This is a genomic window from Pseudomonas sp. 910_23 (genome assembly GCF_052850795.1).
On sequence record NZ_VXCZ01000007.1, the window covers coordinates 13964 to 36078 of the forward strand.

General features: G+C 57.4%; 21 protein-coding genes and 2 pseudogenes. 11 read left to right on the forward strand and 12 right to left on the reverse strand.

Annotated features, from left to right (window positions below):
- Positions 1-108: 108 nt before the first annotated feature.
- From FW800_RS10215 to traD, 3 genes and pseudogenes are all read right to left on the reverse strand, one after another.
- Complete coding sequence (locus FW800_RS10215) at positions 109-1959, reverse strand: hypothetical protein (RefSeq protein WP_446437538.1); 1851 nt, start codon at positions 1957-1959, stop codon at positions 109-111.
- A gap of 172 nt (positions 1960-2131) precedes the next feature.
- Positions 2132-2881 carry a TIGR03747 family integrating conjugative element membrane protein gene (locus FW800_RS10220; protein ID WP_446437539.1) on the reverse strand — a complete coding sequence of 250 codons (750 nt, stop codon included), beginning with the start codon at positions 2879-2881 and terminating at the stop codon, positions 2132-2134.
- A 270-nt stretch (positions 2882-3151) separates the two neighbouring features.
- Positions 3152-4585 (reverse strand): annotated as a pseudogene (gene traD / locus FW800_RS10225) (type IV conjugative transfer system coupling protein TraD); the annotation flags it as partial.
- On the opposite strand from traD, the pseudogene FW800_RS10230 reads away from it, so the two are divergent.
- A pseudogene (locus FW800_RS10230) lies at positions 4583-5047 on the forward strand (PLP-dependent aminotransferase family protein); the annotation flags it as partial. The pseudogenes traD and FW800_RS10230 overlap by 3 nt on opposite strands.
- Positions 5048-5085: 38 nt before the next feature.
- Here FW800_RS10230 and FW800_RS10235 read toward each other — a convergent pair.
- Both FW800_RS10235 and FW800_RS10240 read right to left on the reverse strand, forming a co-directional pair.
- Entirely contained in the window at positions 5086-5364 is a 279-nt protein-coding gene (locus FW800_RS10235) for a hypothetical protein (RefSeq protein ID WP_032880171.1), read from the reverse strand.
- Entirely contained in the window at positions 5345-5518 is a 174-nt protein-coding gene (locus FW800_RS10240; RefSeq protein WP_164365968.1) for a hypothetical protein, read from the reverse strand. The genes FW800_RS10235 and FW800_RS10240 overlap by 20 nt, the downstream gene beginning before the upstream one ends.
- A 136-nt stretch (positions 5519-5654) precedes the next feature.
- On the opposite strand from FW800_RS10240, the gene FW800_RS10245 reads away from it, so the two are divergent.
- Together FW800_RS10245 and FW800_RS10250 are read left to right on the forward strand one after the other, a co-directional pair.
- The gene (locus tag FW800_RS10245; RefSeq protein ID WP_446437540.1) at positions 5655-6329 is read left to right on the forward strand and encodes a response regulator transcription factor; all 675 of its coding nucleotides are present in this window, start codon (positions 5655-5657) and stop codon (positions 6327-6329) included.
- Positions 6322-7632 carry a sensor histidine kinase gene (locus tag FW800_RS10250; protein WP_446437541.1) on the forward strand — a complete coding sequence of 437 codons (1311 nt, stop codon included), beginning with the start codon at positions 6322-6324 and terminating at the stop codon, positions 7630-7632. Before FW800_RS10245 ends, FW800_RS10250 begins: the two co-directional genes overlap by 8 nt.
- 128 nt (positions 7633-7760) lie before the next feature.
- Here the strand turns inward: FW800_RS10250 and FW800_RS10255 are convergent, their stop codons facing one another.
- Entirely contained in the window at positions 7761-9623 is a 1863-nt protein-coding gene (locus tag FW800_RS10255) for a DUF3857 domain-containing transglutaminase family protein (protein ID WP_446437542.1), read from the reverse strand.
- Positions 9624-9875: 252 nt separating this feature from the next.
- Between FW800_RS10255 and FW800_RS10260 the strand changes: the two genes are divergently transcribed.
- A complete protein-coding gene (locus tag FW800_RS10260) occupies positions 9876-10028 on the forward strand; it encodes a hypothetical protein (protein ID WP_446437543.1) in 153 nt (50 codons plus the stop codon).
- 31 nt (positions 10029-10059) lie between these two features.
- Entirely contained in the window at positions 10060-11121 is a 1062-nt protein-coding gene (locus tag FW800_RS10265) for an NAD(P)-dependent oxidoreductase (protein ID WP_446437544.1), read from the forward strand.
- A 23-nt stretch (positions 11122-11144) separates the two neighbouring features.
- Here FW800_RS10265 and FW800_RS10270 read toward each other — a convergent pair whose 3' ends face one another.
- Positions 11145-11585 carry a hotdog fold domain-containing protein gene (locus FW800_RS10270; RefSeq protein WP_005789870.1) on the reverse strand — a complete coding sequence of 147 codons (441 nt, stop codon included), beginning with the start codon at positions 11583-11585 and terminating at the stop codon, positions 11145-11147.
- Between the two features lie 135 nt (positions 11586-11720).
- Here FW800_RS10270 and FW800_RS10275 point away from each other — a divergent pair, with 135 nt between their 5' ends.
- The 5 genes from FW800_RS10275 to FW800_RS10295 all read left to right on the forward strand — a co-directional run bounded on the left by FW800_RS10275 (position 11721) and on the right by FW800_RS10295 (position 16989).
- The gene (locus tag FW800_RS10275; protein ID WP_446437545.1) at positions 11721-12338 is read left to right on the forward strand and encodes a TetR/AcrR family transcriptional regulator; all 618 of its coding nucleotides are present in this window, start codon (positions 11721-11723) and stop codon (positions 12336-12338) included.
- Between the two features lie 1282 nt (positions 12339-13620).
- Positions 13621-14832, forward strand: a complete 1212-nt coding sequence (locus FW800_RS10280) for a YeeE/YedE family protein (RefSeq protein WP_446437546.1) — start codon at positions 13621-13623, stop codon at positions 14830-14832.
- A complete protein-coding gene (locus FW800_RS10285) occupies positions 14822-15355 on the forward strand; it encodes a GNAT family N-acetyltransferase (protein ID WP_446437547.1) in 534 nt (177 codons plus the stop codon). Before FW800_RS10280 ends, FW800_RS10285 begins: the two co-directional genes overlap by 11 nt.
- Before the next feature lie 91 nt (positions 15356-15446).
- Positions 15447-15989: a cysteine hydrolase family protein gene (locus tag FW800_RS10290; protein WP_446437548.1), complete on the forward strand. Its 543-nt coding sequence runs from the start codon at positions 15447-15449 to the stop codon at positions 15987-15989.
- 4 nt (positions 15990-15993) lie between these two features.
- Positions 15994-16989 carry a GlxA family transcriptional regulator gene (locus tag FW800_RS10295; RefSeq protein WP_446437549.1) on the forward strand — a complete coding sequence of 332 codons (996 nt, stop codon included), beginning with the start codon at positions 15994-15996 and terminating at the stop codon, positions 16987-16989.
- Here the strand turns inward: FW800_RS10295 and FW800_RS10300 are convergent.
- Positions 16961-17131, reverse strand: a complete 171-nt coding sequence (locus FW800_RS10300; protein WP_216091848.1) for a DUF2986 domain-containing protein — start codon at positions 17129-17131, stop codon at positions 16961-16963. The two genes, FW800_RS10295 and FW800_RS10300, sit on opposite strands and share 29 nt — an antisense overlap.
- 154 nt (positions 17132-17285) lie before the next feature.
- Between FW800_RS10300 and panB the strand changes: the two genes are divergently transcribed.
- Positions 17286-18101 carry a 3-methyl-2-oxobutanoate hydroxymethyltransferase gene (gene panB, locus FW800_RS10305; RefSeq protein ID WP_446437550.1) on the forward strand — a complete coding sequence of 272 codons (816 nt, stop codon included), beginning with the start codon at positions 17286-17288 and terminating at the stop codon, positions 18099-18101.
- Here the strand turns inward: panB and FW800_RS10310 are convergent.
- The 4 genes from FW800_RS10310 to FW800_RS10325 all read right to left on the reverse strand — a co-directional run bounded on the left by FW800_RS10310 (position 18089) and on the right by FW800_RS10325 (position 22073).
- Complete coding sequence (locus FW800_RS10310; RefSeq protein ID WP_446437551.1) at positions 18089-19480, reverse strand: aminotransferase-like domain-containing protein; 1392 nt, start codon at positions 19478-19480, stop codon at positions 18089-18091. The genes panB and FW800_RS10310 overlap by 13 nt on opposite strands.
- A 134-nt stretch (positions 19481-19614) precedes the next feature.
- Entirely contained in the window at positions 19615-20643 is a 1029-nt protein-coding gene (locus tag FW800_RS10315; protein WP_446437552.1) for an alpha/beta hydrolase family protein, read from the reverse strand.
- Positions 20644-20819: 176 nt separating this feature from the next.
- Positions 20820-21125: a DUF6124 family protein gene (locus tag FW800_RS10320; protein WP_446437553.1), complete on the reverse strand. Its 306-nt coding sequence runs from the start codon at positions 21123-21125 to the stop codon at positions 20820-20822.
- Positions 21126-21461: 336 nt separating this feature from the next.
- Positions 21462-22073 carry a DapH/DapD/GlmU-related protein gene (locus FW800_RS10325; RefSeq protein WP_248135423.1) on the reverse strand — a complete coding sequence of 204 codons (612 nt, stop codon included), beginning with the start codon at positions 22071-22073 and terminating at the stop codon, positions 21462-21464.
- Positions 22074-22115: the final 42 nt, after the last annotated feature.

Sequence of the window (22115 nt, forward strand, 5' to 3'; positions counted from 1 at the left end):
TTGCCAGTAGGGAAACTGGATTGGTCTTGGAGTATTTTTGTAAGGGCTAAAAAATAGCCATTATAGAAAAGGCACTTTATTTAAAGTGCCCAGTTTTGAAGGCTAGCTCTAAGAGTAAATGGCTACGCTGCCGATATTTTTAAACTCGTTCATGTTGAAGTCTGCCCTGCTCAAATAGGTTGCAAGAATTTTGAGAGCAGGTGAGAGTGATCCTATTTTTCGTATGATGATGGGGTTTTCGGAATTTAATATATTAAATGTTTCTTGGGCTGTTTCGATGGCACTTAAGGTTTTCAAGAAGTGAAGCGTCAATAGACCAAATGCGCAGGCGTAAACGGAGCTAACGGGCCAGAGATGGGAAATGACAGTTTGATGTCCCCGGGCGAAAGAAGACGCCATTCCTCTGTTATACGGTATGCAACTAATCGTTGATGTGGCTCCATCGCAAATATTAAGTATTATGTTTCTTTTTTCATGATGTTGAGCGCTACATTCAACAATGGTTGGAATACTGATTTTTGAGGTTTCGCTAAAAACGATATTGTCCTCGCTACCATCACCCCAATGACTGTATTCTCCATGGCATGATATGTAAAAAACGTTATACTCGCCTGAGGTCATACTGCTCACAAAATCCGCCGGTGTCGGATCAATAATAATTTTGGCGTTTGCACCGAACTCGGCTTTGATGTAGCTTTCTTCGATTGGCATAATGGCTACAAGTGATGAAAGGAAGAATATGAATTTCTTGGTCTCGCTCTCTTCCAATAATTCCTCAAGGCTTGTAGAGATAATAGGCGCCTTTTTACCAAGCTTGAATAATGAAGATTGTATAGGGAAGTTGTGAGAGGGAGTTAGTGTTAGAAGATTAAGTTGGCTGTAAATAGGGTCTTCTAACCTTAGATGAGATATCGTGGCGATGGCTAATGATTCAAGGTCGTCGTCGATGGGAGGTGCCCCTTTTCTTCGAGAGTCGAAAGTTGGATCTGTATCTGTGCTTTCTCCCAAGAGGCTTATGAAAGTATTGGTGGCTTGATTCGACTGGGCAATAAGAGTTTTGTAGGAATCGTAGTTGCCTGAAGTTTCGAAGGTGTCCAGCCAATTGTGACCTTGAATCACAAGATGCTCAGAGTTGCACAACAAAAATGCATGAGCGCTAGTGAATGGTGCCTCGCTTTTGCAACTTTTTAACGCTCTTAAAAATCTGAGAAGGCGACCGTATTCAGCTTTGTCAAAAAGCTCCCATATTAACGGTTTAAGAAAGTCAGTTGACTCTTGGTTTAAGCGGTTTTTAAAATTTGGTCCTTTGAGTATTTTGATGAGTTCGTCAAGGGTTTTTTCGTTCTGAGATATCATGCAGTAGTAGTTTATTATTGATATTGCTAAGTTGTGATGGCTTAGTTGTGCTCGATTTTTATAAGCGCTCGCTATGTTTTTTATGAAGTCGCTAGAATCTTTGTTTATAGAGGTTGAAAGGAACAGGTTTCTCACTGTCTTTGTTTTTTTTGATGTGAGGCGTAATGACTTTATATGATCTAAGCATTGTTGATGACGAAGTTTTTTGTAGCTAAAATCCCAGGATGCTAGCTGGCAAAGTGCTCCAAGATATTCGTCTTCATACTGGCGGTATTTGTTTGCAATGGCAGTAACGTAAGGCCACAACTCATCAGCAACCTCAGGGATGGCTGCCATGCTTCTGAAATAAAAATAAAGGCCCTCAATCCACTTGAGAATAGTTTGGGGGTTTTGATCATTCCACTCGATCAGTTGCTGGTCAGTAAACATTGACGTAATATGATTAGCGCTTAACTGCGCAATTTCTCCAAGCAAGTGTTGCTTTCCTTCAAAAAAACTGAAAGCCGCAGTCCCAATGCCTTGGATGTCGTTTTTGAATGAAGCTTTTGTTAGTAAAATGATTTGGCTTTTATAAAATTCAAATGTTGCGGAAGTGTGGTGCATAAAATCCCTTTCTTGCGAAAATTGATGTTTATTGTTTTTTATTTTAAGTGAGTTTTATGGTTGTGCGCAATGGATGCTCGGGGGCGTTTTGAGCATGTCATTTTTGACATGTGCATCACCGATGCTTATATGAGCGGAGAGGCTTTGTAATCGAGTTCTGTAGGTTCGGTTATCACAAATACTTTTTGAAGCTCCCTGAAGATATACTGACGATGAGACCCAGCAACGCCGCGCTTGGAATTAGCAACGTTAATGGACTCACGGTCACGGGTAATGCGGGATAGAAAATCCAGGGGGCCAGAAGCAGTGGCTGAATCAGCTTTTTCGCTCGATGATAGACAAAACCGGATTCGCGTCCTGCACCAAACCTACGAAGGTCGCGACGCACCAAGCCATCCACCAGCCCTGTGAATGCTGCCATCAAGAATAGCGGTAGGGTCAGCGTCAAAATTAACAGTCTTGCCAGGAATGTGAGCGTTGCATAGACGGCAGCCAGCCCGTAATTCTCGACCTGTACATAGGCGACTCCAATGTAGTACTGCAACCCACCATCACTGGCACTATTCTGTCTGGCCTGTTCTGATGAGTATGTGATCCAGCCGATGATGCCCGTTTTTTCAAAGCACCATTCGTAAGCAGCGCCAATAATCTTGCGGGCCGCGAGGTTAGGGTCGTGGATCAACACGCTCTGCTTGAATGACGTGGACAGCCATTCCAGTTCGCTATTGAGCATGCCCATAGAGTGGTGCCAGCCATCTTCCTCCCAAAAAAAATACAATCCAATCCATTCCGTCACGATGCTGAAAGTCAGTGAAACTAAAAGGATTCCGAGCAGGGTGAATGGCATGCCTACCGCTTTGCTGATCCAGCCCTGTCTGCGGTACTGCTGTTGATTTTTGGCGGTATCCGATGTGCTTGCCATTAGCTCGTCCCGCTCAGTGAATGGTCATGTGGCAGTGTTCAAAGCAGACGAGGAGGGGGCCTGCGACAGGATCCTCAATTTGTATGTTGCTGGGATTGATCCACTTTGGTTTGAGACCCTCATCTCGTAAGTGATCAAAAAGTACGTGGCCGTCGTAAATGCCCAACCTGGCGTAGGTCAGCAGATGCTGTAGTTCCCCCGAAATCTCCTTGACCTTAGGTGCCATTGCTCGCAGGTTGATGAAGCGCAACATTGTGCGTGTTGGCCCTCTCATGGTTCGGCGTTCCTTGCGACGTATGGCTCAACGAAGTCTTCCTGCAGTTGGTTTGGTAGTGATTCATCCAGCGGCCGGGTGCTGCTACTGGTCCACCACTCGCCGGCACTGTCGACGTAGCTATTGCGCATAGCTTCAACAAGTGTCTGAAGATCCTTTGGCATTAATTCATCGGAATCAGGTGCAGGTAGTGGCATACGAACCTTCCAGAGATTCCCACCCTCAATCAGCGCAAATGCTTGGCCTTTGGGCAGGCTGACGATATGGGCTGGCTCGATGAGTGGTACGCTTGTTGAGCTCACTCGGTCCTGAGTGTTGCTGGTAAAGTCAGTGTTACCTGATGGATCCGAGCTGTCGGTAGCGCCGCTCACGAGTGTTGTTGAGTACACATCAACCTTGGGGAGCTGCTTGGTCAGCAGCTCGGCTGTCGCCGTTTCACGCACCCTGAGCATGAACAGGTTGTTGAAGTTGCCTACTACTTGACCCGCTTTGGCACGGTTGCCAACCTTAGCCTCGATGTCGCTCAGGGTTTGGGTGTAAGCACTGACCCGAATGCCGGCGCCGCCTCCTTTGTTCACCATCGGGATGAACTCATCACCCATCAATTCGTTGAATTCATCGGCATGCAGGTTGATCGGAATTTTTTGTTCATTCGAGGCGCCAGGCAGTCCGTCATCAATGCCAAATTTGTAGATGTGGCCAGCCACAGACACCAGGTCTGAAAACATCGAGTTCCCGACTGCTGCAGCCACCTCAGGATCCGACAAGGCATCCAAGCCGACGTATACGATGGCTCGCTTGCGGATGATCTGTATCCAGTCGAAGATTGGGCGCGGGTCATTCAAATCTGTGTAGTCGGGTGAAAGCAGTTCTGCCATACGGCCGGTGGTCAGCTTTTCTAAGAGGGGCAGCAATGACGCGACGATCTTGTCGAAGTAGGTCTTGTCATACCTGACTGCCGATCGCAGTCCATCCATCACTGGATCAGCTACGCGAGTTTTAGATAGGTAATGATCAATCGCGACTACGCGCTTTTGGCGGCCACGCATATTGAAAGGCGTATTCTTTTCATTGAGGGTGCCTTCGATGTTCACGATTGACTCCCAAGCTTTGGTGTCATGCTTGGCAAAGTAATAGCCGCTGTACTCGACGAATAGCGCATCGATATTGATCACGTGCTGCTGGATTTTGATGTAGTCAGGACGCACTCCAAGCTCAACCAGTGCACGCGCAATGATGTTCACGAATCGCCAGGCGAACTCGCGGAATGCGGCGCTATTGCCTTCGCCTGAAAGCTGTCCAGAAATCCTACTGGCAACCTCTGAAATCCTGCCGAAACGACCGATTGCGTTGTACCGAGAGGAAAGCTCCGGTCTGCCCAAATGAAAGATGTAAAACTCGCCATCGCGCCCTACGCGTTTGGCTTCTATCCGGGGTTGCGGATGGGCTATATGGTGCTGCCTGTCGAACTGGTCAAAGCCTTCACCTATGCGCGCAGCATGATGGACGGCCATACGCCGCAGGTCCTTCAATTGACCCTGGCGCGATTCATGGAGGACGGTCACTACAACGCCCATGTTCGGGCCATGCGCAAACTCTACGCCAGCCGCCGTGCGGTCATGCTCAATGCTATCAGCCAGCATCTGAACGGTATTGCGACGGCCTTGACCACCCAAGGTGGATTGCAGATTCCCTGCCTGCTGGCCGAGGGCTGGTCGGAAGAAAAGACCATCCGCCAAGCTGCCAGTGCGGGCGTGCAACTGCCCGGCCTCAGCCGGCTATACGCCGGCGAACAAAAGAAGCAAGGTTGGCTGTTAGGGTATTCGTCCTTGAGCGCATGTGAAATTGAATCCGCCATGCTGCGTCTGGCCAATGCGCTGAGCAATAAATAGGGCGCGCAAATGCATGGTGCGACAGGCATGAGTCCTGTCTAATCCCGCGCCTGGCCGGCCTCTGTCGATTCACCTTCATCGGCTCTATAACAACTGTCACCGCTGCGCCTGCCATCCGGGTAGACAATAAAGCCCCCGCGACCTTCGGGGCAGGCGTGCAGATACACCGGCGCCAGCTCTCGTTGCTTATCGACGTGGGCATTCAAGCGAGCAATATAGATACCCACCGAAACCGACACGCCAACAATCAGCACCACGCACGCGACCAGCTGGGCGGCATAACTGGCGCCGATGTCGTCAGGACGCGCTGGCGACATAACTCGATCCTGTGCGCTCGGCATTCTGGCCAATCGGAAACCAGCCGCTGCCGCCCATGCGCCCCCGCTGAGCGTCCGGTGGCAGGAAACCCACCAGCAGGGCGAGGAAAATCAAGGCTAGCAGGGCACCTTTGATCATCGAAGACAGGTTCATGGCGAGGGCGAGCTCTGGATAAGAGAAGCCTTAGCTTAAGCAGCAGTGGGTTAACGTCAGGTAAACGTCAGCAGAAAGCAGCTCGAGTTCCGTTATCCTGCAAACCTCTGCGCACTCCCTGTTCGAGGTTTTCCCCGTGCATATCCACTTGCTGCTGGTCGAGGACAACCTTGATCTGGCCACCACCGTCATCGAGTATCTGGAGATCAGCGGCATTGTCTGCGACCACGTCAGTAATGGTCAGACCGGGCTTAACCTGGCGCTCAATCAGTATTACGACGTCATCCTCCTGGACATCATGCTGCCGCGACTGAACGGCCAGCAGGTATGCGACCGGTTGCGCCAGCAAGGCATCCAGACGCCGATCCTGATGCTGACCTCGCTGGACGCGTTATCCGACAAGCTCGCCAGTTTCGCTGCCGGAGCCGACGACTACCTGGTCAAGCCGTTCGAGCTGGCCGAGCTGGTCGCCAGGATTCGCGCCCTGAGCCTGCGCCGCAGCGGCCAGACCAGTCGCCTGCAAGTGGATGACCTGGTAATGGAGCTGACCACCCGCAAGGTCAGCCGCGCAGGGCAGGAGCTGCATTTGTCGCCCATCTGCTGGACCTTGTTGGAAAACCTGATGCGCGCAAGCCCACAGCCGGTCTCTCGAGAACGTCTGGAAGCGAAGATCTGGGGCGACGAGCCACCCGACACTGATACGCTCAAGGTGCATATGCATCGGTTGCGCAAGGCTGTGGACAAGCCTTTTGCCCGGCCGTTGATCCATACCCTGGCGGGTGTCGGCATTCAGGTAAAACCCCATGCGTAACGGCCTGAGTCTGAAGTGGGTAATCAGCGGCAGTTTCCTGTGCTTGATTGCGGTGGTGCTGGTGATCTACAGCAAGCTGCTGCCTGAATTTACCGTGCGCGGCCTGTTCTATACCGCCAGCGCGATGATGGAGGAGGAAGCCCAATATTTTCTCCGGCACTACAAACAGGACCCGACCACGCCGACGCCGCACAATTACTTCTATACCAGCGTCATCGGCAAGCAGGCATTGCCGCAGGACGTGCGTGAGTTGCTCGATACCCCACCGAGCCTGTCCTTCGGTGCGGTGAATATCTTCGGCGATCTCTATTCCGATGACGACGACGAGCCTTTCCAGATCATCCTCGAACAGCCCCTGGGTGACGGCAAAACCCTCTACATGTACGACATCGACCACGATAAGGAAGCCGGGGGTGAGGTCGAGACGCCGTTGTCTGACGCCTATTTCGATCAGGTCATAGAGAGTGTCAAGTTCATCAGCCTGGCTGTCTTCGTGCCGGCGCTGATCATCATCGCCTTGCTGGTCTGGTGGCTGGTTCGGCCGCTGGGGCGTCTGGTGCAATGGTCCGGCACACTCAAAGACCCTGATGCTCTGGCCAGCACAAGGCCGGGTTTCAGTTTCAAGGAGTTCAATATGCTGGCCGATGCCCTGGCCAAAAGTGTTGAGCAGGTGCAGGCCGCCAGCCAGCGTGAAGGCCGTCTGTTGCGCTACACCAGCCATGAACTGCGCACGCCACTGGCGGTGCTCAAGGCCAATATCGAATTGTTGGCCCTGCAATCGGGCGGTGTGCTGCCGCCTTCCTTGCAACGTATAGAACGCTCTGTGATGAACATGCAGCTGATTGCCGAGACATTGCTATGGATGAGCCGCGAGCGTTCCGAATCGCTGCCCGAGCAAGACGTTAATCTGAGCGAGGTAGTCGGCGAACTGATTGAGAAGCACCGCTACCTGATCGGTAACCGCGATATCAAGCTAAGCATCGACATCCACACCGAACCTTGCCGACTGCCCCCTACGGCGTGTCGTATCGTGATCGGCAACTTCCTGCGCAATGCCCTGCAATACGCAGAAGAGGGCACGGTAGACATCCGTTTCAAATACCCACGGCTGATGATTGCTAATCACGTCCGCGAGGCCAAGCCGCGACAGGAGTCCGACGATTTTGGGTATGGGCTAGGGTTGCAGTTGATGCGGCAATTGTGCGCAAAGCTGGGCTGGCAGATTGAAGTGATCCGTGAGCAACAGAGGTTTACGGTCATTCTTGATTTTACGAGCGTGCGGGCTGTCGAGTCAGAGCATTAAAGGCAGATAGCGCCTCACAATAGCGACGGCTGGGTGGGGAGCGGTTTTTATACCCGCGCCTCAGCATCGCAGCCCACGATTCCCGCGCGCCAGTGCGTCAGCACTGACACGCAAGAAGGGCGAGGGCGTTACAGCGTCTGCACAATGACCTGGCTTTTCAAGTCGTTGACCATGCCTTCAATCGCCGGTTGCATGGCCGCAAAATCCTCTGGGGTGCAGAGAATCTCTGGTTTGCTAAACACATACTGACGGGTGATCAGCACCGTATTGGCCTTCTTCACATAGGTCGAGCGATAGTCGAAGCCCGCCTGTTTCACCGATACTGCCTTGGGCACCGCGAGGATCTTCACCTTGGCGGGGAACTCCAGGCGCGCTACCTCTGTGATCTCACTTGAGAGGCAAGTGAAGGCCTGAGTACGTTCCTTTTCGACGATCAAGGAAAACACGCTCTGGCCAATACCGCCGGCCAGGCTGGAGAGGGTAGGCACCCCGGTCGGGCCAGGCAGGTTCACCAGGTTGCTGGTGTGGCCTTTGATCGTGAACTTGAAGGTATTGGCAGTACTGTCCAAGTCGGCAGTTTCGATCACTCCGCTACCGGATTGCCCATACATGCTCAGGATCTGTTGCACCAACTGGTTACGGTCGGCCGGCTGCATGGCTTTGAGCATGAAGCGGTTAAACTCTGCGCCCCAACCGTCGATGGTGGAGTCATTGGTAAAGTCTGCAGCGCCTTTGGCGTTGACCTTGAAGGCTATGGTTGTGTTCACTTTGCCAGGTTGGCCGGACGGCGTTTGTGTACGTTCACCGGTCTGTGTCAGCAACACCGGTTTGCCGAGTTCGGGCAGAGGCAGGTAGCCAGCGGCGATGGGTGTCGCGGTGGAGTCCAGGTACAGATCGAGGCTGGGTACATAAGTGATCACATGGTTGAGCACCCCCAGGGTTGGCACCTTGGGCAGTACGTGGGCGTTGCCGGCGTTGATCAGGGCGGGCGAGCTTTCAATGGCGACGGCTTTGAGCAGCGCTTCAAGCAGGGCCACATGGTCCTTGCAGTCGCCATAGCGGCTATCCAGCACCGCTTGCGCTGAATGCGGTACTACGCCGCCGGCACCGACGTACACGGCCACATAGCGAATGTTCTTGCGTACCCAATCACTCAGCACAAGGGCCTTGCTGCCTGGGTTGTCGAGGTTGGCGGTGAGTTCCTTGGCCAGTTGGGTCATGGCCGGGGTCACTTCTACCTGTGCGCGTGCGGCGTAGGCTTGGGCAAACTGTTTGTAGTCGGTGAACGTCGATACGGCCAGCAGTTGCCCGTAGTCGGTGTAGGCAACGGAGCCTTCTTCCACGCGGTTTTTCTTGGTTTGTTCCAAGTCCCAGCGGTACACCGTTCGCCCGTTGGCGTTGGCTGGCGTGGACGCCTTGAAACCCCGTGAGTCGGCGTACAGCTTCATTTCGGCGGGCATGTCGTAGCTCAGGCGCACCTGTTCATTCTGGTAGAAATCCGGCGAGAAAAGGTCTTCGAACTGCCCTGGAAACAACGGCGTATTGCGATGGCGCTGGTACCGCAGCACCATCCGATCGCCCACTTGCAGCTCCGGGAAGATCACCACCTTGACCCGCGAGTCCTGGAACATCGGCGCCTGGGCAGACTCAAGCTCCTGCTGCTCCTTGATCCGGTCGGGTGTTACCACGACTTTGCGGCCATCGGGTTTGAGGGTGTAGGCCTCGACGATATCGAGGGTTTCCAGGGTGCGATTGTAGGTGACCGAACGCTGGGCGTTGGAGGTGATCGCGCGCTCTTCATTGATCCGCATAACCCGTTCGACATCCAGTACAAAGCTGCCGTCGGCATTCACGACGTAGGACTGAATATTTTTTTCATGGGTCAGGGAAAGGTCGGTGTAATCGGCACGGGCTTGCGTCGTCAACAGCGCGCAGACCATGACTGCCAGCACACCGAACAGGCGTAACGCAGAGAACGGGAGGCTTTGCATAGAGATCCTTCTGAGCTAGGGGCGCGCCGTTTCACCGGGGCGTATGTTCCTGAATATGCCGATGGACAGGACTCGCAAGCGCTTCGCCTATTCATTTGGCTGACGTTCAAGGGTTATGAAGATTTTTTCAGGTTTCTCTCACACGCAATGGGGGCCGAGATTTTCCTTTGAGTAAGACGTTTTCGAATTATTTTATTTAGCCCTGATTAATCAAAAAGTTAAACGCCTCGATGATGGTCATGGACCGCAGACGTGTTCTTTTTGACGGCTAATGATTTTTTCCCTTTCGTTTTATTCCAAACAGGTCTTTTACCGAAAAATCAGGACCATGCTTTATTGGTCGAAGCGGGCGGCGGCCTTGGGCAATGCGGTCTTCGAAGCGGCAATCAAGCAACCATTGTTTGAGTTATCGATGCCTTCAAAAGGATCAAACCCCATGGCATTCACCACTCTGATACTCGACGCGCCCGGTCCGCCGCTGCTCTATGAGGAAATCGATCGATTCCTTGAGCTGGGCTTGGCGGTCGTCCTTAACCTCTATTACTTCACCGATAAACACAGCATCCAGCAGCGCTACGGCGCACGCATCGGGTATGCCGATATCAACGGCCATGATGAGCGGGGTTTTATCGCAGCGGTGGATCAGGCTGGGGGTTACAGCGTGTTCAAGACGCGCTTGAACATCCCGCTGGGCGGCGAACTGATTCGCGCCGCCAGCTCACCCGGGTTGCCCACACCGCTGCGCGCCATCGCCCAGGCCGGGACCGGCCTCAACCATATTGACCGGCAGGCGTGCGAGCAGGCTGGGGTGACGGTCCTGCATACGCCGGGTTCCAACGCGACCGCTGTCGCTGAATACGTGTTGGCCCAGGCGTTGTTTCTGTCTCGGGATCTGGACCACTACAACGCGCAAACCCACCAAGGCCACTGGTCAAAAGGCACCTTGGCGCCTGCTGCTGAATACGCCGAACTCACCCTCGGGCTGGTGGGCACCGGCAGCATTGCCCAGCAGGTGGCGTGCAAAGCCAGCGCCTTGGGGATCAAGGTGATTGCCACCGGGTCCGAGCGCTTTACCGAGCAGGAGGCGCGCCGCCTCGGGCTGCAACGCAGGCAAACCCTGGAACAGTTGCTGGATGAGGCCAATATCGTTTCGATCCATGTGCCGCTCACCCCGCAGACTCGCGGCTTATTCGGCAGCGCCGAGTTCAAGCGGATGCGCCAGGGTTCGATACTGATCAATACCGCTCGCGGTGGCATCGTCGACGAGCAGCAACTGGCCGCCTTCATGATCCGGTTTCCCCGGCATATCAAGGCGGTCGCCATTGACACCTTCGCCCTGGAAAAAGACCGTTTCAGCTCGCCGTTGGCGGGCATTGCCGGTGCGCAATTGACGCCGCATATCGCCGGCAATACCACCACGGCAATCCGCACCGCTTCGCAGCGCATCGTCGACCACATCCACGCGTTCAGTCACGCCTTGCAGATGCCGTGTCGCTGATACCGCCTGTGCCGGCTGAGGGGCTAAGCGAGCTTCACATTCATGGTGATGTGGGCAGTGAAGACCTTGACGCCGCCCGCATCGAAGATCTCTACCGGCACGATCTTGTCGCCCGCGGTCTGCCAATCGATAGCGCTGCCATCGGCGACGGCGCGGATATCGGTTTTCGCCTTGGCCAGGTATTCCACGCTCATGCCCTTGGGAATCCAGCGTGCGCCAGCGGGGATCGACGCATCGGTCATCATGCCGCCGGCCAGTTCGGCGGCGTTGCACAGCGCAATGGCATGCACCGAAGCCAGGTGGTTGGTGATTTCCTTGCGAAACGGCACGGTGACCACTGCATGGTTGGGCTTGAGTTCCGCGATCTCGGGAGTGATGGTGCTGAAGTAGGGTGCCATCTGGCACGCCAGGTTGCTGAATGCGGCAGGACCTACGCTATTGAACATGCTCAGTGCTTGGCTCATACGAATATCCTCAAGGTTTAATTGCGGAATAATATTCCGTAACAGAACAATATTCTGTAGATTCCATGCCTGTCAACCCGAGCTTTCTCTGGCGGTCGCTCAGCCTATAAACTGTTTTGATTTGGCGTTCCCCCCATGCACTCCATCGATCTCATCGAGCGCACCTTCCCCGGCAGGCGCAGCGACCTCAAGCGCACCATCCTGCGTGAGGCGCTGGCCTGTTTTAACGAGGCAGGCATCGAGGCGACCAACATCGAGACCATCCGTGCGCGCTGCGACACCAGCGTGGGCGCTATCTATCACCACTTCGGCAACAAGGAAGGGCTGGTCGCCGCGCTGTTCTTTGCTGCGCTGGAAGACCAGGCCAGCCTGCGTGACCACTACCTGCAAGCGGCGGATACGGCCCACGCCGGTGTGGTCGGCCTGGTGTACAGCTACGTTGAATGGGTCACCGCCCAGCCGGACTGGGCGCGGTTTGTTTTCCAAAGCCGTTTTGCCGTGTCCAACGGCCCGTTCAAGGACGAGTTGATTGCGCGCAACAAGCAGCGCAACCAGCAGTTGAAGGAGTGGATGGGCGGGGAAGGGCGCAAGGAACACTTCAGCCATTTGCCCGCAGAAATTATCCCTTCGTTGATCATTGGCGCGGCGGAAAGCTACTCCCGTGCGTGGCTGTCGGCGAAGGTCAAAAAGAGCCCCTTTGAGTACCGTGAGCTGCTGGCTGAAGCGGCGTGGAGCTCGATCAGCCAGCGTTAGTCATTCCTCCTCATCCCCCTGTGGGAGCTGTCGAGCTTTGGCGAGGCTGCGATAGCGATGGTTCAGGCTATGAAGGGTTGACTGTGCCGCCGCCTTCGCAGCCTCGCTGGGGCTCGACAGCTCCCACATTAGGGCGGTGCTGTTGTCGGGAGTTGTGTTTGTCGCAATGGCCCTGCCAATCGAGATCAACCCAGCACCGCTAATCCCTGTGGGAGCTGTCGAGCTTTAGCGAGGCTGCGATAGCGATGGTTCAGGCGATGAAGATGTTGACTGTGCTGCCGCCTTCGCAGCCTCGCTGGGGCTCGACAGCTCCCACATTAGGGCGGTGCTGTTGTCGGGAGTTGTGTTTGTCGCAATGGCCCTGCCAATCGAGATCAACCCAGCACCGCTAATCCCTGTGGGAACTGTCGAGCTTTAGCGAGGCTGCGATAGCGATGGTTCAGGCGATGAAGATGTTGACTGCGTCGCCGCCTTCGCAGCCTCGCTGGGGCTCGACAGCTCCCACATTAGGGCGGTGCTGTTGTCGGGAGTTGTGTTTGTCGCAATGGCCCTGCCAATCGAGATCAACCCAGCACCGCTAATCCCTGTGGGAGCTGTCGAGCTTTAGCGAGGCTGCGAAAGCGGTAGTTCAGGCGATGAAGAGGGTGCCTGTGCCGCCGCCTTCGCAGCCTCGCTGGGGCTCGACAGCTCCCACATTTGGGCGGTGTTGTTGTCGGGAGTTGTGTTTGGCGCAATGGCCCTGCCAATCGAGATCAACTCAGCACCGCTAATCCCTGTGGGAGCTGTCGAGCTTTAGCGAGGCTGCGATAGCGATGGTTCAGGCGATGAAGATGTTGACTGCGTCGCCGCCTTCGCAGCCTCGCTGGGGCTCGACAGCTCCCACATTAGGGCGGTGCTGTTGTCGGGAGTTGTGTTTGTCGCAATGGCCTTGCCAATCGAGATCAACCCAGCACCGCTAATCCCTGTGGGAGCTGTCGAGCTTTGGCGAGGCTGCGATAGCGATGGTTCAGGCTATGAAGGGTTGACTGTGCCGCCGCCTTCGCAGCCTCGCTGGGGCTCGACAGCTCCCACATTTGGGCGGTGTTGTTGTCGGGAGTTGTGTTTGGCGCAATGGCCTTGCCAATCGAGATCAACTCAGCACCGCTAATCCCTGTGGGAGCTGTCGAGCCCCAGCGAGGCTGCGAAGGCGGTGGTTCAAACGATGAGCCTCTCGGCAATGCCTGCGCCTGATCAAGTTCCGTCTGGGGCTATACTGGCCTCCTTCCAACCCATCGAGATCCCCATGAGCACCTCCCTTTCCCTGGCGCCTGCACGCAAGCCTGCCGCGCCACTGATAGCCTTTATCATCCTGGTGGCGGGCGCCCTGTTCCTGCAAAACACCGTTGGCGCACGCCAAGTGTTGTTGCTGGTGGTCGGCGCCGCGCTGGGCCTGACGCTGTACCACGCTGCCTTCGGTTTTACCTCGGCCTGGCGCGTGTTTATCAATGATCGGCGTGGCGCCGGCTTGCGTGCGCAGATGGTGATGCTGGCGGTGGCGGTGCTGCTGTTTTTCCCGGCACTGGGCGCGGGCACTTTGTTCGGCCAGCCGGTCGTGGGCTTGGTGGCGCCGGCCGGTGTGTCGGTGGTGTTCGGGGCGTTTATCTTCGGGATCGGCATGCAGCTGGGTGGCGGCTGTGCATCGGGCACCTTGTTCACCGTGGGCGGCGGTAATGCGCGCATGTTGGTGACGCTGCTGTTCTTTATCTGTGGCTCGTTGATCGCCACCCACCACGTCGACTGGTGGTTTGCGTTGCCGTCGTTCCCGGCGGTTTCCATCGTCAAAAGTTTCGGTGTGCTGCCGGCGCTGGTCCTGAGCCTGGCGGTGTTCGCGCTGATTGCGGTGGCGACCGTGCGTCTGGAAAAGCGCCGTCACGGCCAGCTTGAACAAGGCGTGCACAGCGAGCATCAAGGGCTGCGTCGTTTTCTGCGTGGGCCCTGGCCGCTGGTGTGGGGCGCGATTGGCCTGGCGCTGCTCAACTACGCCACCCTGGCCCTGGCTGGGCGGCCGTGGGGCATCACCTCGGCGTTCGCGCTGTGGGGCGCCAAAGTGGCGAGCGAGCTGGGTGTGGATGTGGCGAGTTGGGCGTTCTGGCAGATGCCGGGCAATGCCAAGGCCCTGGCCGCGCCGGTCTGGGAAGACATCACCAGCGTCATGGATATCGGCATTGTCCTTGGCGCGCTGCTGGCCGCTGGCCTGGCCGGGCGTTTCGCTCCCAGCCTGAATATTCCGGCACGCTCGTTGATCGCCGCCGTGATCGGCGGCCTGCTGCTCGGCTACGGTTCGCGCCTGGCCTATGGCTGTAATATCGGCGCCTATTTCAGCGGCATCGCCTCGGGCAGCTTGCATGGCTGGGTGTGGCTGGTGGCGGCGTTTATCGGCAATGGCGTGGGCGTGCGCCTGCGGCCCTTCTTCTTTGCCGGCGAACGGCCCCAGGTGGCATTGAGTGGTTGCTGAGCAGTCCGCCCACATTCGCCTGGCGCGCACGCAAGACGCCGGTTTGTTGCCCGCCATCGAGCAGTGCGCGGCCCAGGCGTTTCGCGCAATCGAAGGGCTGGCCTGGCTGGCGGATGCCGCGTCGATTGGCGTCGAGTGCCATCGGCAGTGGATCGCGCTATCGACCTGTTGGGTGGTGGTTGATCACCACGACCAACCCCAGGGTTTCCTCAGCGCAGAACGCTTTGGCGACGATCTGCATATCCATGAGGTGTCCGTGGTCCGGCCGCTGCAAGGCCAGGGCTGGGGGCGCAGGCTGGTGGAAACGGCGATGAACCACGCCCGCGCCCAGCAACTGCATGCAGTGACCCTGACCACCTTTGTGCATGTACCGTGGAATGCACCGTTCTACCGGCGCCTGGGCTTCGCTACTCACAGTGATCCGCGTTTGGAAACGATCCTGGCGGATGAATACGCCCATGGCTTCGAACCCGGCAGCCGTTGTGCCATGGCGTGTTCGGTGACATGTCCGAATCCGTCCTGAAGTAGTCTGCCTTGCGCCTGTCGTGCGCTGTGGGTTGTCCTTACCATGGCTTGCATCGTTCACCCACTGATGCAAGCCAAAAGGACTGCCCATGAGCCGTAAAGCCCTGATTGTGATCGACGCCCAGCACTCGTTCCGTCATTCAACCTATTGGTCCGAAAATGACCTGCCCTACTATCTGGAAAAACAGCAGGCCCTCATCGATGGTTGTGTTCAGCGGGGCATCCCGGTGGTACAAGTCTTCCATGTTGAAGACCAGGGGCATTTCTCCATGCAATCGGGCAACGTCAGGGCACTGAGCGAGCTGTCGCTCAATCCGCAGTTGGTAATCCACAAGCGCTACCACAGTGCCTTGGCCGGCACGCCACTGGCCGCTCGTCTGGTAGAGATGGGCGTCGACACGCTGATCATCAGCGGCATCCGCACCGAGCAATGCTGCGAGACCACTACGCGGCAGGCTTGCGACAGTGGCTTCAAGGTGGATTTTGTCAGCGAGGCGACGCTGACCTTCCCGATGACCCACGCGCGTAGCGGCCGGGTCTATACGCCGGCCGAGATTCGCGAACGCACGGAGCTGGTCCTCGATGACCGCTTCGCCCGCATCGTGACGGTCGCCCAGGCCCTGGCGGAGTGAATCGATGAGTGTGCCGGTGCTGTTTGTGCTGTTGCCAAACGTACTGATGCTCGACCTGGCCGGGCCTGCCGAAGTGCTGCGCCTGGCCGCCCAGATCGATGACCCGGCAGCGGTGGATTTCGACTTGCAGTACGTCAGCCCGGTGGCAACGCTGCACACCTCCATCGGGTTGCCGCTGACGGGGCTGGCGCCACTGCCACCGACCTTGGCCCCCGGCACCCTGGTGGTCTTGGTGGGCTCCACGATGAAGGTCAGCAAGACGCACCAGCAGGCGTTCGAGTCGGCCAGCAACCACCTGACTCACTGGTTGCAAAACGTCTTCGCACCCTCGGCTGAACGCCTTATCTGCGTATGCGCCGGCGCGTTGAGTGCCGCCAGCGCCGGATTACTGGATGGCCGCCAATGCACCACGCACCACTCGTTGTGCGCCACCTTGCAAGCCATGGCGCCCAAGGCTCGCGTCCTGGAAAACCGCTTGTACGTGACCGATGGCCCGGTCAGTTGCAGCGCCGGTGTCACGGCCGGTATCGACCTGATGCTGCACCTGGTCGCCGAGCTGGCCGGGCCACGGCTGGCGTGTGCGGTAGCGCGGGACATGGTGGTGTACCTGCGCCGCAGCGGCAGCGACCCGCAGTTGTCGCCCTGGATAACCGGGCGTAATCACCTGCATCCGGCGGTGCATCGGGTGCAGGACGCCATCACCGCGGCGCCCTGTGAGGACTGGACCGTAACCCGCATGGCCGCCCTGGCCTGCACCGGCAGCCGCCACCTGGGGCGCTTGTTCCAGGAGCATGTCGGTATCAGCCCGCTGGACTACCTGCACCGCCTGCGCCTGGCTGTGGCCCGTGAACTGTTGGCCGAGTCGGGCCTGGGCATTGAAACCATCGCCGAGCGCGCAGGCTTTGGTTCGGCGCGTCATCTGCGGCGCATCTGGGGCAAGTATGAAGCGGCCACCCCTTCAGCCATGCGCCTTACTCAGCAGGCGTCTCGGGGGACGTGACCGGTTCCTGGCCGGCCTCGGTCGCCAGCTTCAAGCGGTCGGCCTTGCTGATGTATTTGTCTTTGCTTTTCGGCGCCAGCTTGGCACTGGCCTTTTTGGCTTTGGCCTTGAAAAGCTGCTGGAGTTTTTTCTGGCGGTTCATGTCGCGGAGCCTGAGAGGGAAAGGCGCGGATGATACCAGTTTCAGCAAATGTGACCGGGCCCTGGGTCGCTTTTTAGCACTGATCTGTGCATTGAATCGTCCTTCGTTTCGCCAATAATCGGGCCGAGTATCCAGCGCAAACGGAAAAGCCCCGATGAGCATTCACACCCGTACCAAACGCATGACTGTCCCTCAATTGGTCGCCATGAAGGGGCAGCAGAAAATCGTCTCCCTGACCGCCTACTCCAGCGCTATCGCCAAGCTGATCGATCCGATCGTCGACTTCATCCTGGTCGGTGACTCCACGGCCATGGTCGGCTATGGCCGGGCGTCGACCCTGAGCATGCAGCTGGAAGAAATCATCGGCCACACCCGTGCGGTGGTCGACAGTACGCGTTTGGCCTGTGTGATCGCCGACATGCCGTTTGGCAGTTACCAGGAGTCGTATGAGCAGGCTTTTCGCAACTGTGCCCAAGTATTGGCGCGTACCGGTTGCGATGCGGTCAAGCTGGAGGCCAATCAGGCCCTGGCCGGTACCGTGGAGTTCCTGGTTGCACGGGGTGTACCGGTGATGGCCCACGTGGGGCTGATGCCGCAATTCGTCAACGTCATGGGCGGGTTCAAGGCTCAGGGCCTGAGCGCTGAAACCGCTGCGGTGATTGTCGCCGATGCTCGCGCCAACCTGGAAGCGGGGGCCTTCAGTCTGCTGCTGGAAGGGGTGGCCGAAGGTGTGGCCCGGCAGATCACCCTGGACTCAAGCCAACCCACCATTGGCATCGGCGCATCGCCTGCGTGTGACGGCCAGGTGTTGGTCACCGAGGATGTGCTGGGCCTGGGCGGCGGCTCGATGCCGCGCTTCGTCAAGCAATACGCTGATGTGGGGGCGGTGATTCGCGATGCCTGTGAGCGTTTCGCCGACGATGTGCGCCAGGGTCGTTTTCCCGAAGACCGGCACTGCTACGGGCTTTGACGCAACGCCTGGGCCAGTAGTTGGACGGCCTGGGCAATGTCCTTGCTCCAGTCGAGTGTGTAGCTCAGGCGCAGGTGATCTGGCCAGGCGCCTTGCTGGCTGAACAGTTCGCCGGGGGCGATGACGATGCGCTGGCTTAGCAAGTGCGCGAACACCTGGCGCATATCCACCGGGCGGCTGGCCCGGAGCCAGAAGCTTGCGCCGCCATGGGGTTCGACCACCTGCCATTGGCCATTGCCGTGGGTTAACAGCAGGGCTTTGAGCTGCGTCATGCGCGCCAGTAACCGTGCGCGCAACGCCTTCAGATGGGCGTCGATACGCTTGGACGCAAACAGCTTGGCGATGGCTTTCTGACGGATCGGCGAGAGGCGAAAGCCGCGCTCCAGGAACAGCTGCTGCAACGGCGCCCCAGCACTGCGACACAGCACATAGCCGTAGGGTGCCTCCGAGCCGATGACCTTGTCGAAGGTCGAGAACACTAATAGTTTGTGCGGGTCGGCGTAGTCGCGATAACGCGCCGGTTGCGGGCCAAAGTACAGCTCGCCGTAGGTGTCGTTTTCGAACAGCCAGATATCCCGCTCGGCCAACCATTCGCAGATCTGCTGTTTATCCTGCGCGGGCATCACACCGCCCTGTGGCATATTCACCGTCGATGACAGCACCGCCAGGCGGATCGGCTCACGCTTGAGCAGGGCGTTCAGAGCGTCCAGGTCAAAACGCCCATCTGCGCCGAGGGGCATCTCGATCACACGGATTTTCGCCGCCTGCAATTGCCGCAGGATCGCCCACGAACAGGGTGACTCCACCAACGCGAGTGTGCCGGCCAGTTCCAAGGCATTGAGCGAGACCTCTAACACGCTGTGCAAATCCGAGCCGATATACACCTGGTCGGCTTGCCAGTAATGGTCAGTAGAGCGGCTATAGCGTTCGGCCAAGGCAGCGCGCAACTCGGGCTCGCCCATTGGCAGATACAGTGGTGCCAGCGAGCGCGGGTACTGCCGGGTCAGTTCACGCTCCACCATCAGCAAGGGTTGCTCCAGCGACAGCAGCATCGCCGGCGCGTCGCTGCTCAGGGCTAGCATGCCGGGTTGGCGTGCGTTAGCGAAGACCTGGTCGAGCAGGGGGGATGAGCTTGGGTTGATGGTGGCAGCCAAGCCTGGGACGATGAAAAAACCGAGCTTGGGCCTGGCCTGGATCCGCCCTTGTTCTTCAAGCAATGCATACGCGTACTTGGTGGTCGACACCGACACGCCCAGGCGCAGGGCCAGTTGGCGCAGGGACGGCAATTTGCGTTCGCCGTCGGCAGGGCAGGCCTCGATCAGCTCGATGAGGTAGCGGTACACCGCCTGATAGGCAAAGGTGTCTTTGCTTCTTTTCATACTTATTTGAACCGCTATTCTGTAGGAGCGAGCTTGCTCGCGAAGCACTTCAGCACGCCACGTTTTACCTGGAAGCGCGCGTTATCGTTGAGATTTTTCGCGAGCAAGCTCGCTCCTACATCATCAAACCTTGATCAACGTGCCAAAAACTGGCTGATCAACGTGATCACCTGCTGCTGGATAATCGGTCGTGGCCGTGCACCCGGACCATCCTGACAAATGATGCTGTCGCCGGGCACATCCGCATCGAGCACCGCCGCTGCGCCCGGTTTGCATTGCGACATAAAGCTGAAGTGGTTGGCGTCGCTGATCTGCACGTACTGCGTCGAGGCTTTTGGCAACCGCTTGGCCATGTCGGCCGATTCCATCTGCGCTGGCAAATCCGCTGACGGCACACCGGCCGCTATCACCAAGGCCCGCACCGGCAGCGCCGCCAGGCTTGCATCGGTAAACCCGCGCGACAGGCCCAGGTCCAAAGACACCACGGCGCTGACGCGCTTGTCGCTCAAGTCCGCCGCCAATTGCTCCTTCCCGTTCGCAGTGCCTTCAGGGTTCATCTCACGGTAGGCGGTACACGCGACCAACGTCGGATGAGCGCTGCAGTCCCGGGCAAACAGCGCCGGGTCAAAACGCGCACCGGCCGTCTCCATCACCGTCCAGCCCCCCAGGGAATGCCCCACCACGGCGATCCGGCCGCTATCCACCGCACCGAATGGCTCGGGCTGGGCCAATAGCGCATCAATGGCCAGACTTAAATCCCTAGGCCGTTGCCATAACTGCGCAGCGGCCTGTGCGCTGCGATCCTGGCTGGTAGTGCCCGGGTGGTTGACCGCCGCCACGATATAACCCTGCTGCGCCAACGCACTGGCCAGCCACGCCTGTTTGCCCCAATTGCCCCCGTAGCCGTGGGAGAGCACCACCAAAGGATGCTTGCCGGGCGTCGGCGCCGCATCGGGAACGGCCAGCACGCCGATGAACACCACATTGTCGGCGATCAGCTTGGGTTTGGCAGTGGCGGCGGCGGGGTACCACACAGCCATTTCCAGCGGGCGGCTGTTAAGGGTGTCGGGCAGGGTGGTGGTTTGGAAACCGATGGGGTTGTCAGCGGCGAATGCGGGAGCGGTCAGGTACATCAGCAGCAGAGCAGCGAGGCGGGCTTTCATGCTTTTTTCGTCCTTGAAAGGGAGGGCGCAGCATGACCTGAAACGGTCGGTTCAGGTAGAGGGTCCAAGAGAAAGGGCGCCCACCAGGCTCCGAGGGCCTGACCGGCGCCTAGGTGCTGCCGAGTCGTCGTGAAGTCGATCATGACGACGCGGCGGTCTATCGGGTGGCTGCAAGACTAGCTAACCCTTGAAGCACTTTCCCTCGCCATCAATTTGTCCACCAACAAACCCCCCAATTCACTCAGCTGATGAATCGCCAGCGCGACATCGCGCTGTTTGCCTGACAGTTCATCCGACAGGTCAAGCAATAACGCTGTCACCGAGGAAAAGGTTTCGTAGCTATTGGCGATGAGCATTTCGTTGCTGGCGTCGTCGGCAACGCTGAACAGCGGTGAGGGAGGTGGTTCGGCGTGGGTGTTAAGGGATGCCTGATCAAGCTTGAGGTTTGGATCGTTTGGAGGGTTAGGCGTGACTTTATACATGTGTGTTGTACCTGTTTTAGGGCCAACACCTCATCGCTACTAAACGATGGGGTGGCGGCTGTACGCAGGTTAGTAGACCGGGGAAACACACAAAGCCGGCGCGCCCGAGGGCGCCCTGCGCACAGCCACCATCAAGCACAGACAAGAACATCTGATCGATGAGGCTCATGCACTTTATGTTGTCACTCGGGCTACTAAACCCGATCACTGAGTTGTCAGCGACCGAGCCACCTTAGAGACGCCCATCCAAGCGCACAAGCCGGCGGATTCTGACGCAACTGTAGGCAACGGAGCAAGGTGGTGCAGCGCGCTGTAGGACATGTCTACAGGCTATCGCTACTCGTAGGCGAACTGGTCAATCAACCCCAAACGCGGAACACGACTGTTTGGCTCTAATATTGCGCCTGGAGCAATGACGGCATTCGCGCCGATTTTGCAGCCGTCGCCTACCAGGGCACCAAATTTGTTCACCCCTGTCTCGATCACATTGTCTGCATAGCGGATCTTGATATCCGCCCCATCCAACTCGTTACGGTAATTGGCGATGATTGCACCGGCTTCAATATTTACCCCTTCGCCAATCAATGAATCGCCGACAAAGTTGAAGTGTGCCAGCTTGCTTGCGGCCAGCATGAAGGTGCTTTTCAGTTCGCAGCTTGGGCCCACAATGCAATGGCTGCCCAGATAAACGCCGCCGCGCAGGTACGCTCCCGCTGCTACGAATGAGCCTTCGCCGATGATGATCGGGCCTTTCAACACAGCGCCTTCTTCGACAATGGCGCTTTCGTGGATGGCACAGTCTCCGTGGCGCCGGTAGCCCGTGCCGAGGCGTGACAGCAAGACCATAATCTGGTTTTCGCAGTCTTGAGACACCCGCCAAGCGGCAGGCTGCGTCACGCCAAGGGAGGGCCATTGAGCAATGAATGTACTGATCTCAGGTAGCTTCATGCAGAGCGCTTCCGATGTCGGGGTGGGAGGGTAGAGCCCGCT

Excerpts from the sequence above, each read along its gene's own strand:
- FW800_RS10315 (WP_446437552.1), bottom strand. The coding sequence starts at position 20,643 with ATGAAAGCCCGCCTCGCTGCTCTGCTGCTGATGTACCTGACCGCTCCC.
- FW800_RS10235 (WP_032880171.1), bottom strand. The coding sequence starts at position 5,364 with ATGTCGCCAGCGCGTCCTGACGACATCGGCGCCAGTTATGCCGCCCAG.
- FW800_RS10215 (WP_446437538.1), bottom strand. The coding sequence starts at position 1,959 with ATGCACCACACTTCCGCAACATTTGAATTTTATAAAAGCCAAATCATT.
- FW800_RS10295 (WP_446437549.1), top strand. The coding sequence starts at position 15,994 with ATGAGTGTGCCGGTGCTGTTTGTGCTGTTGCCAAACGTACTGATGCTC.
- panB (WP_446437550.1), top strand. The coding sequence starts at position 17,286 with ATGAGCATTCACACCCGTACCAAACGCATGACTGTCCCTCAATTGGTC.
- FW800_RS10265 (WP_446437544.1), top strand. The coding sequence starts at position 10,060 with ATGGCATTCACCACTCTGATACTCGACGCGCCCGGTCCGCCGCTGCTC.
- FW800_RS10300 (WP_216091848.1), bottom strand. The coding sequence starts at position 17,131 with ATGAACCGCCAGAAAAAACTCCAGCAGCTTTTCAAGGCCAAAGCCAAA.
- FW800_RS10325 (WP_248135423.1), bottom strand. The coding sequence starts at position 22,073 with ATGAAGCTACCTGAGATCAGTACATTCATTGCTCAATGGCCCTCCCTT.
- FW800_RS10255 (WP_446437542.1), bottom strand. The coding sequence starts at position 9,623 with ATGCAAAGCCTCCCGTTCTCTGCGTTACGCCTGTTCGGTGTGCTGGCA.
- FW800_RS10220 (WP_446437539.1), bottom strand. The coding sequence starts at position 2,881 with ATGGCAAGCACATCGGATACCGCCAAAAATCAACAGCAGTACCGCAGA.
- FW800_RS10240 (WP_164365968.1), bottom strand. The coding sequence starts at position 5,518 with ATGAACCTGTCTTCGATGATCAAAGGTGCCCTGCTAGCCTTGATTTTC.
- FW800_RS10275 (WP_446437545.1), top strand. The coding sequence starts at position 11,721 with ATGCACTCCATCGATCTCATCGAGCGCACCTTCCCCGGCAGGCGCAGC.
- FW800_RS10250 (WP_446437541.1), top strand. The coding sequence starts at position 6,322 with ATGCGTAACGGCCTGAGTCTGAAGTGGGTAATCAGCGGCAGTTTCCTG.
- FW800_RS10320 (WP_446437553.1), bottom strand. The coding sequence starts at position 21,125 with ATGTATAAAGTCACGCCTAACCCTCCAAACGATCCAAACCTCAAGCTT.
- FW800_RS10270 (WP_005789870.1), bottom strand. The coding sequence starts at position 11,585 with ATGAGCCAAGCACTGAGCATGTTCAATAGCGTAGGTCCTGCCGCATTC.
- FW800_RS10310 (WP_446437551.1), bottom strand. The coding sequence starts at position 19,480 with ATGAAAAGAAGCAAAGACACCTTTGCCTATCAGGCGGTGTACCGCTAC.
- FW800_RS10280 (WP_446437546.1), top strand. The coding sequence starts at position 13,621 with ATGAGCACCTCCCTTTCCCTGGCGCCTGCACGCAAGCCTGCCGCGCCA.
- FW800_RS10290 (WP_446437548.1), top strand. The coding sequence starts at position 15,447 with ATGAGCCGTAAAGCCCTGATTGTGATCGACGCCCAGCACTCGTTCCGT.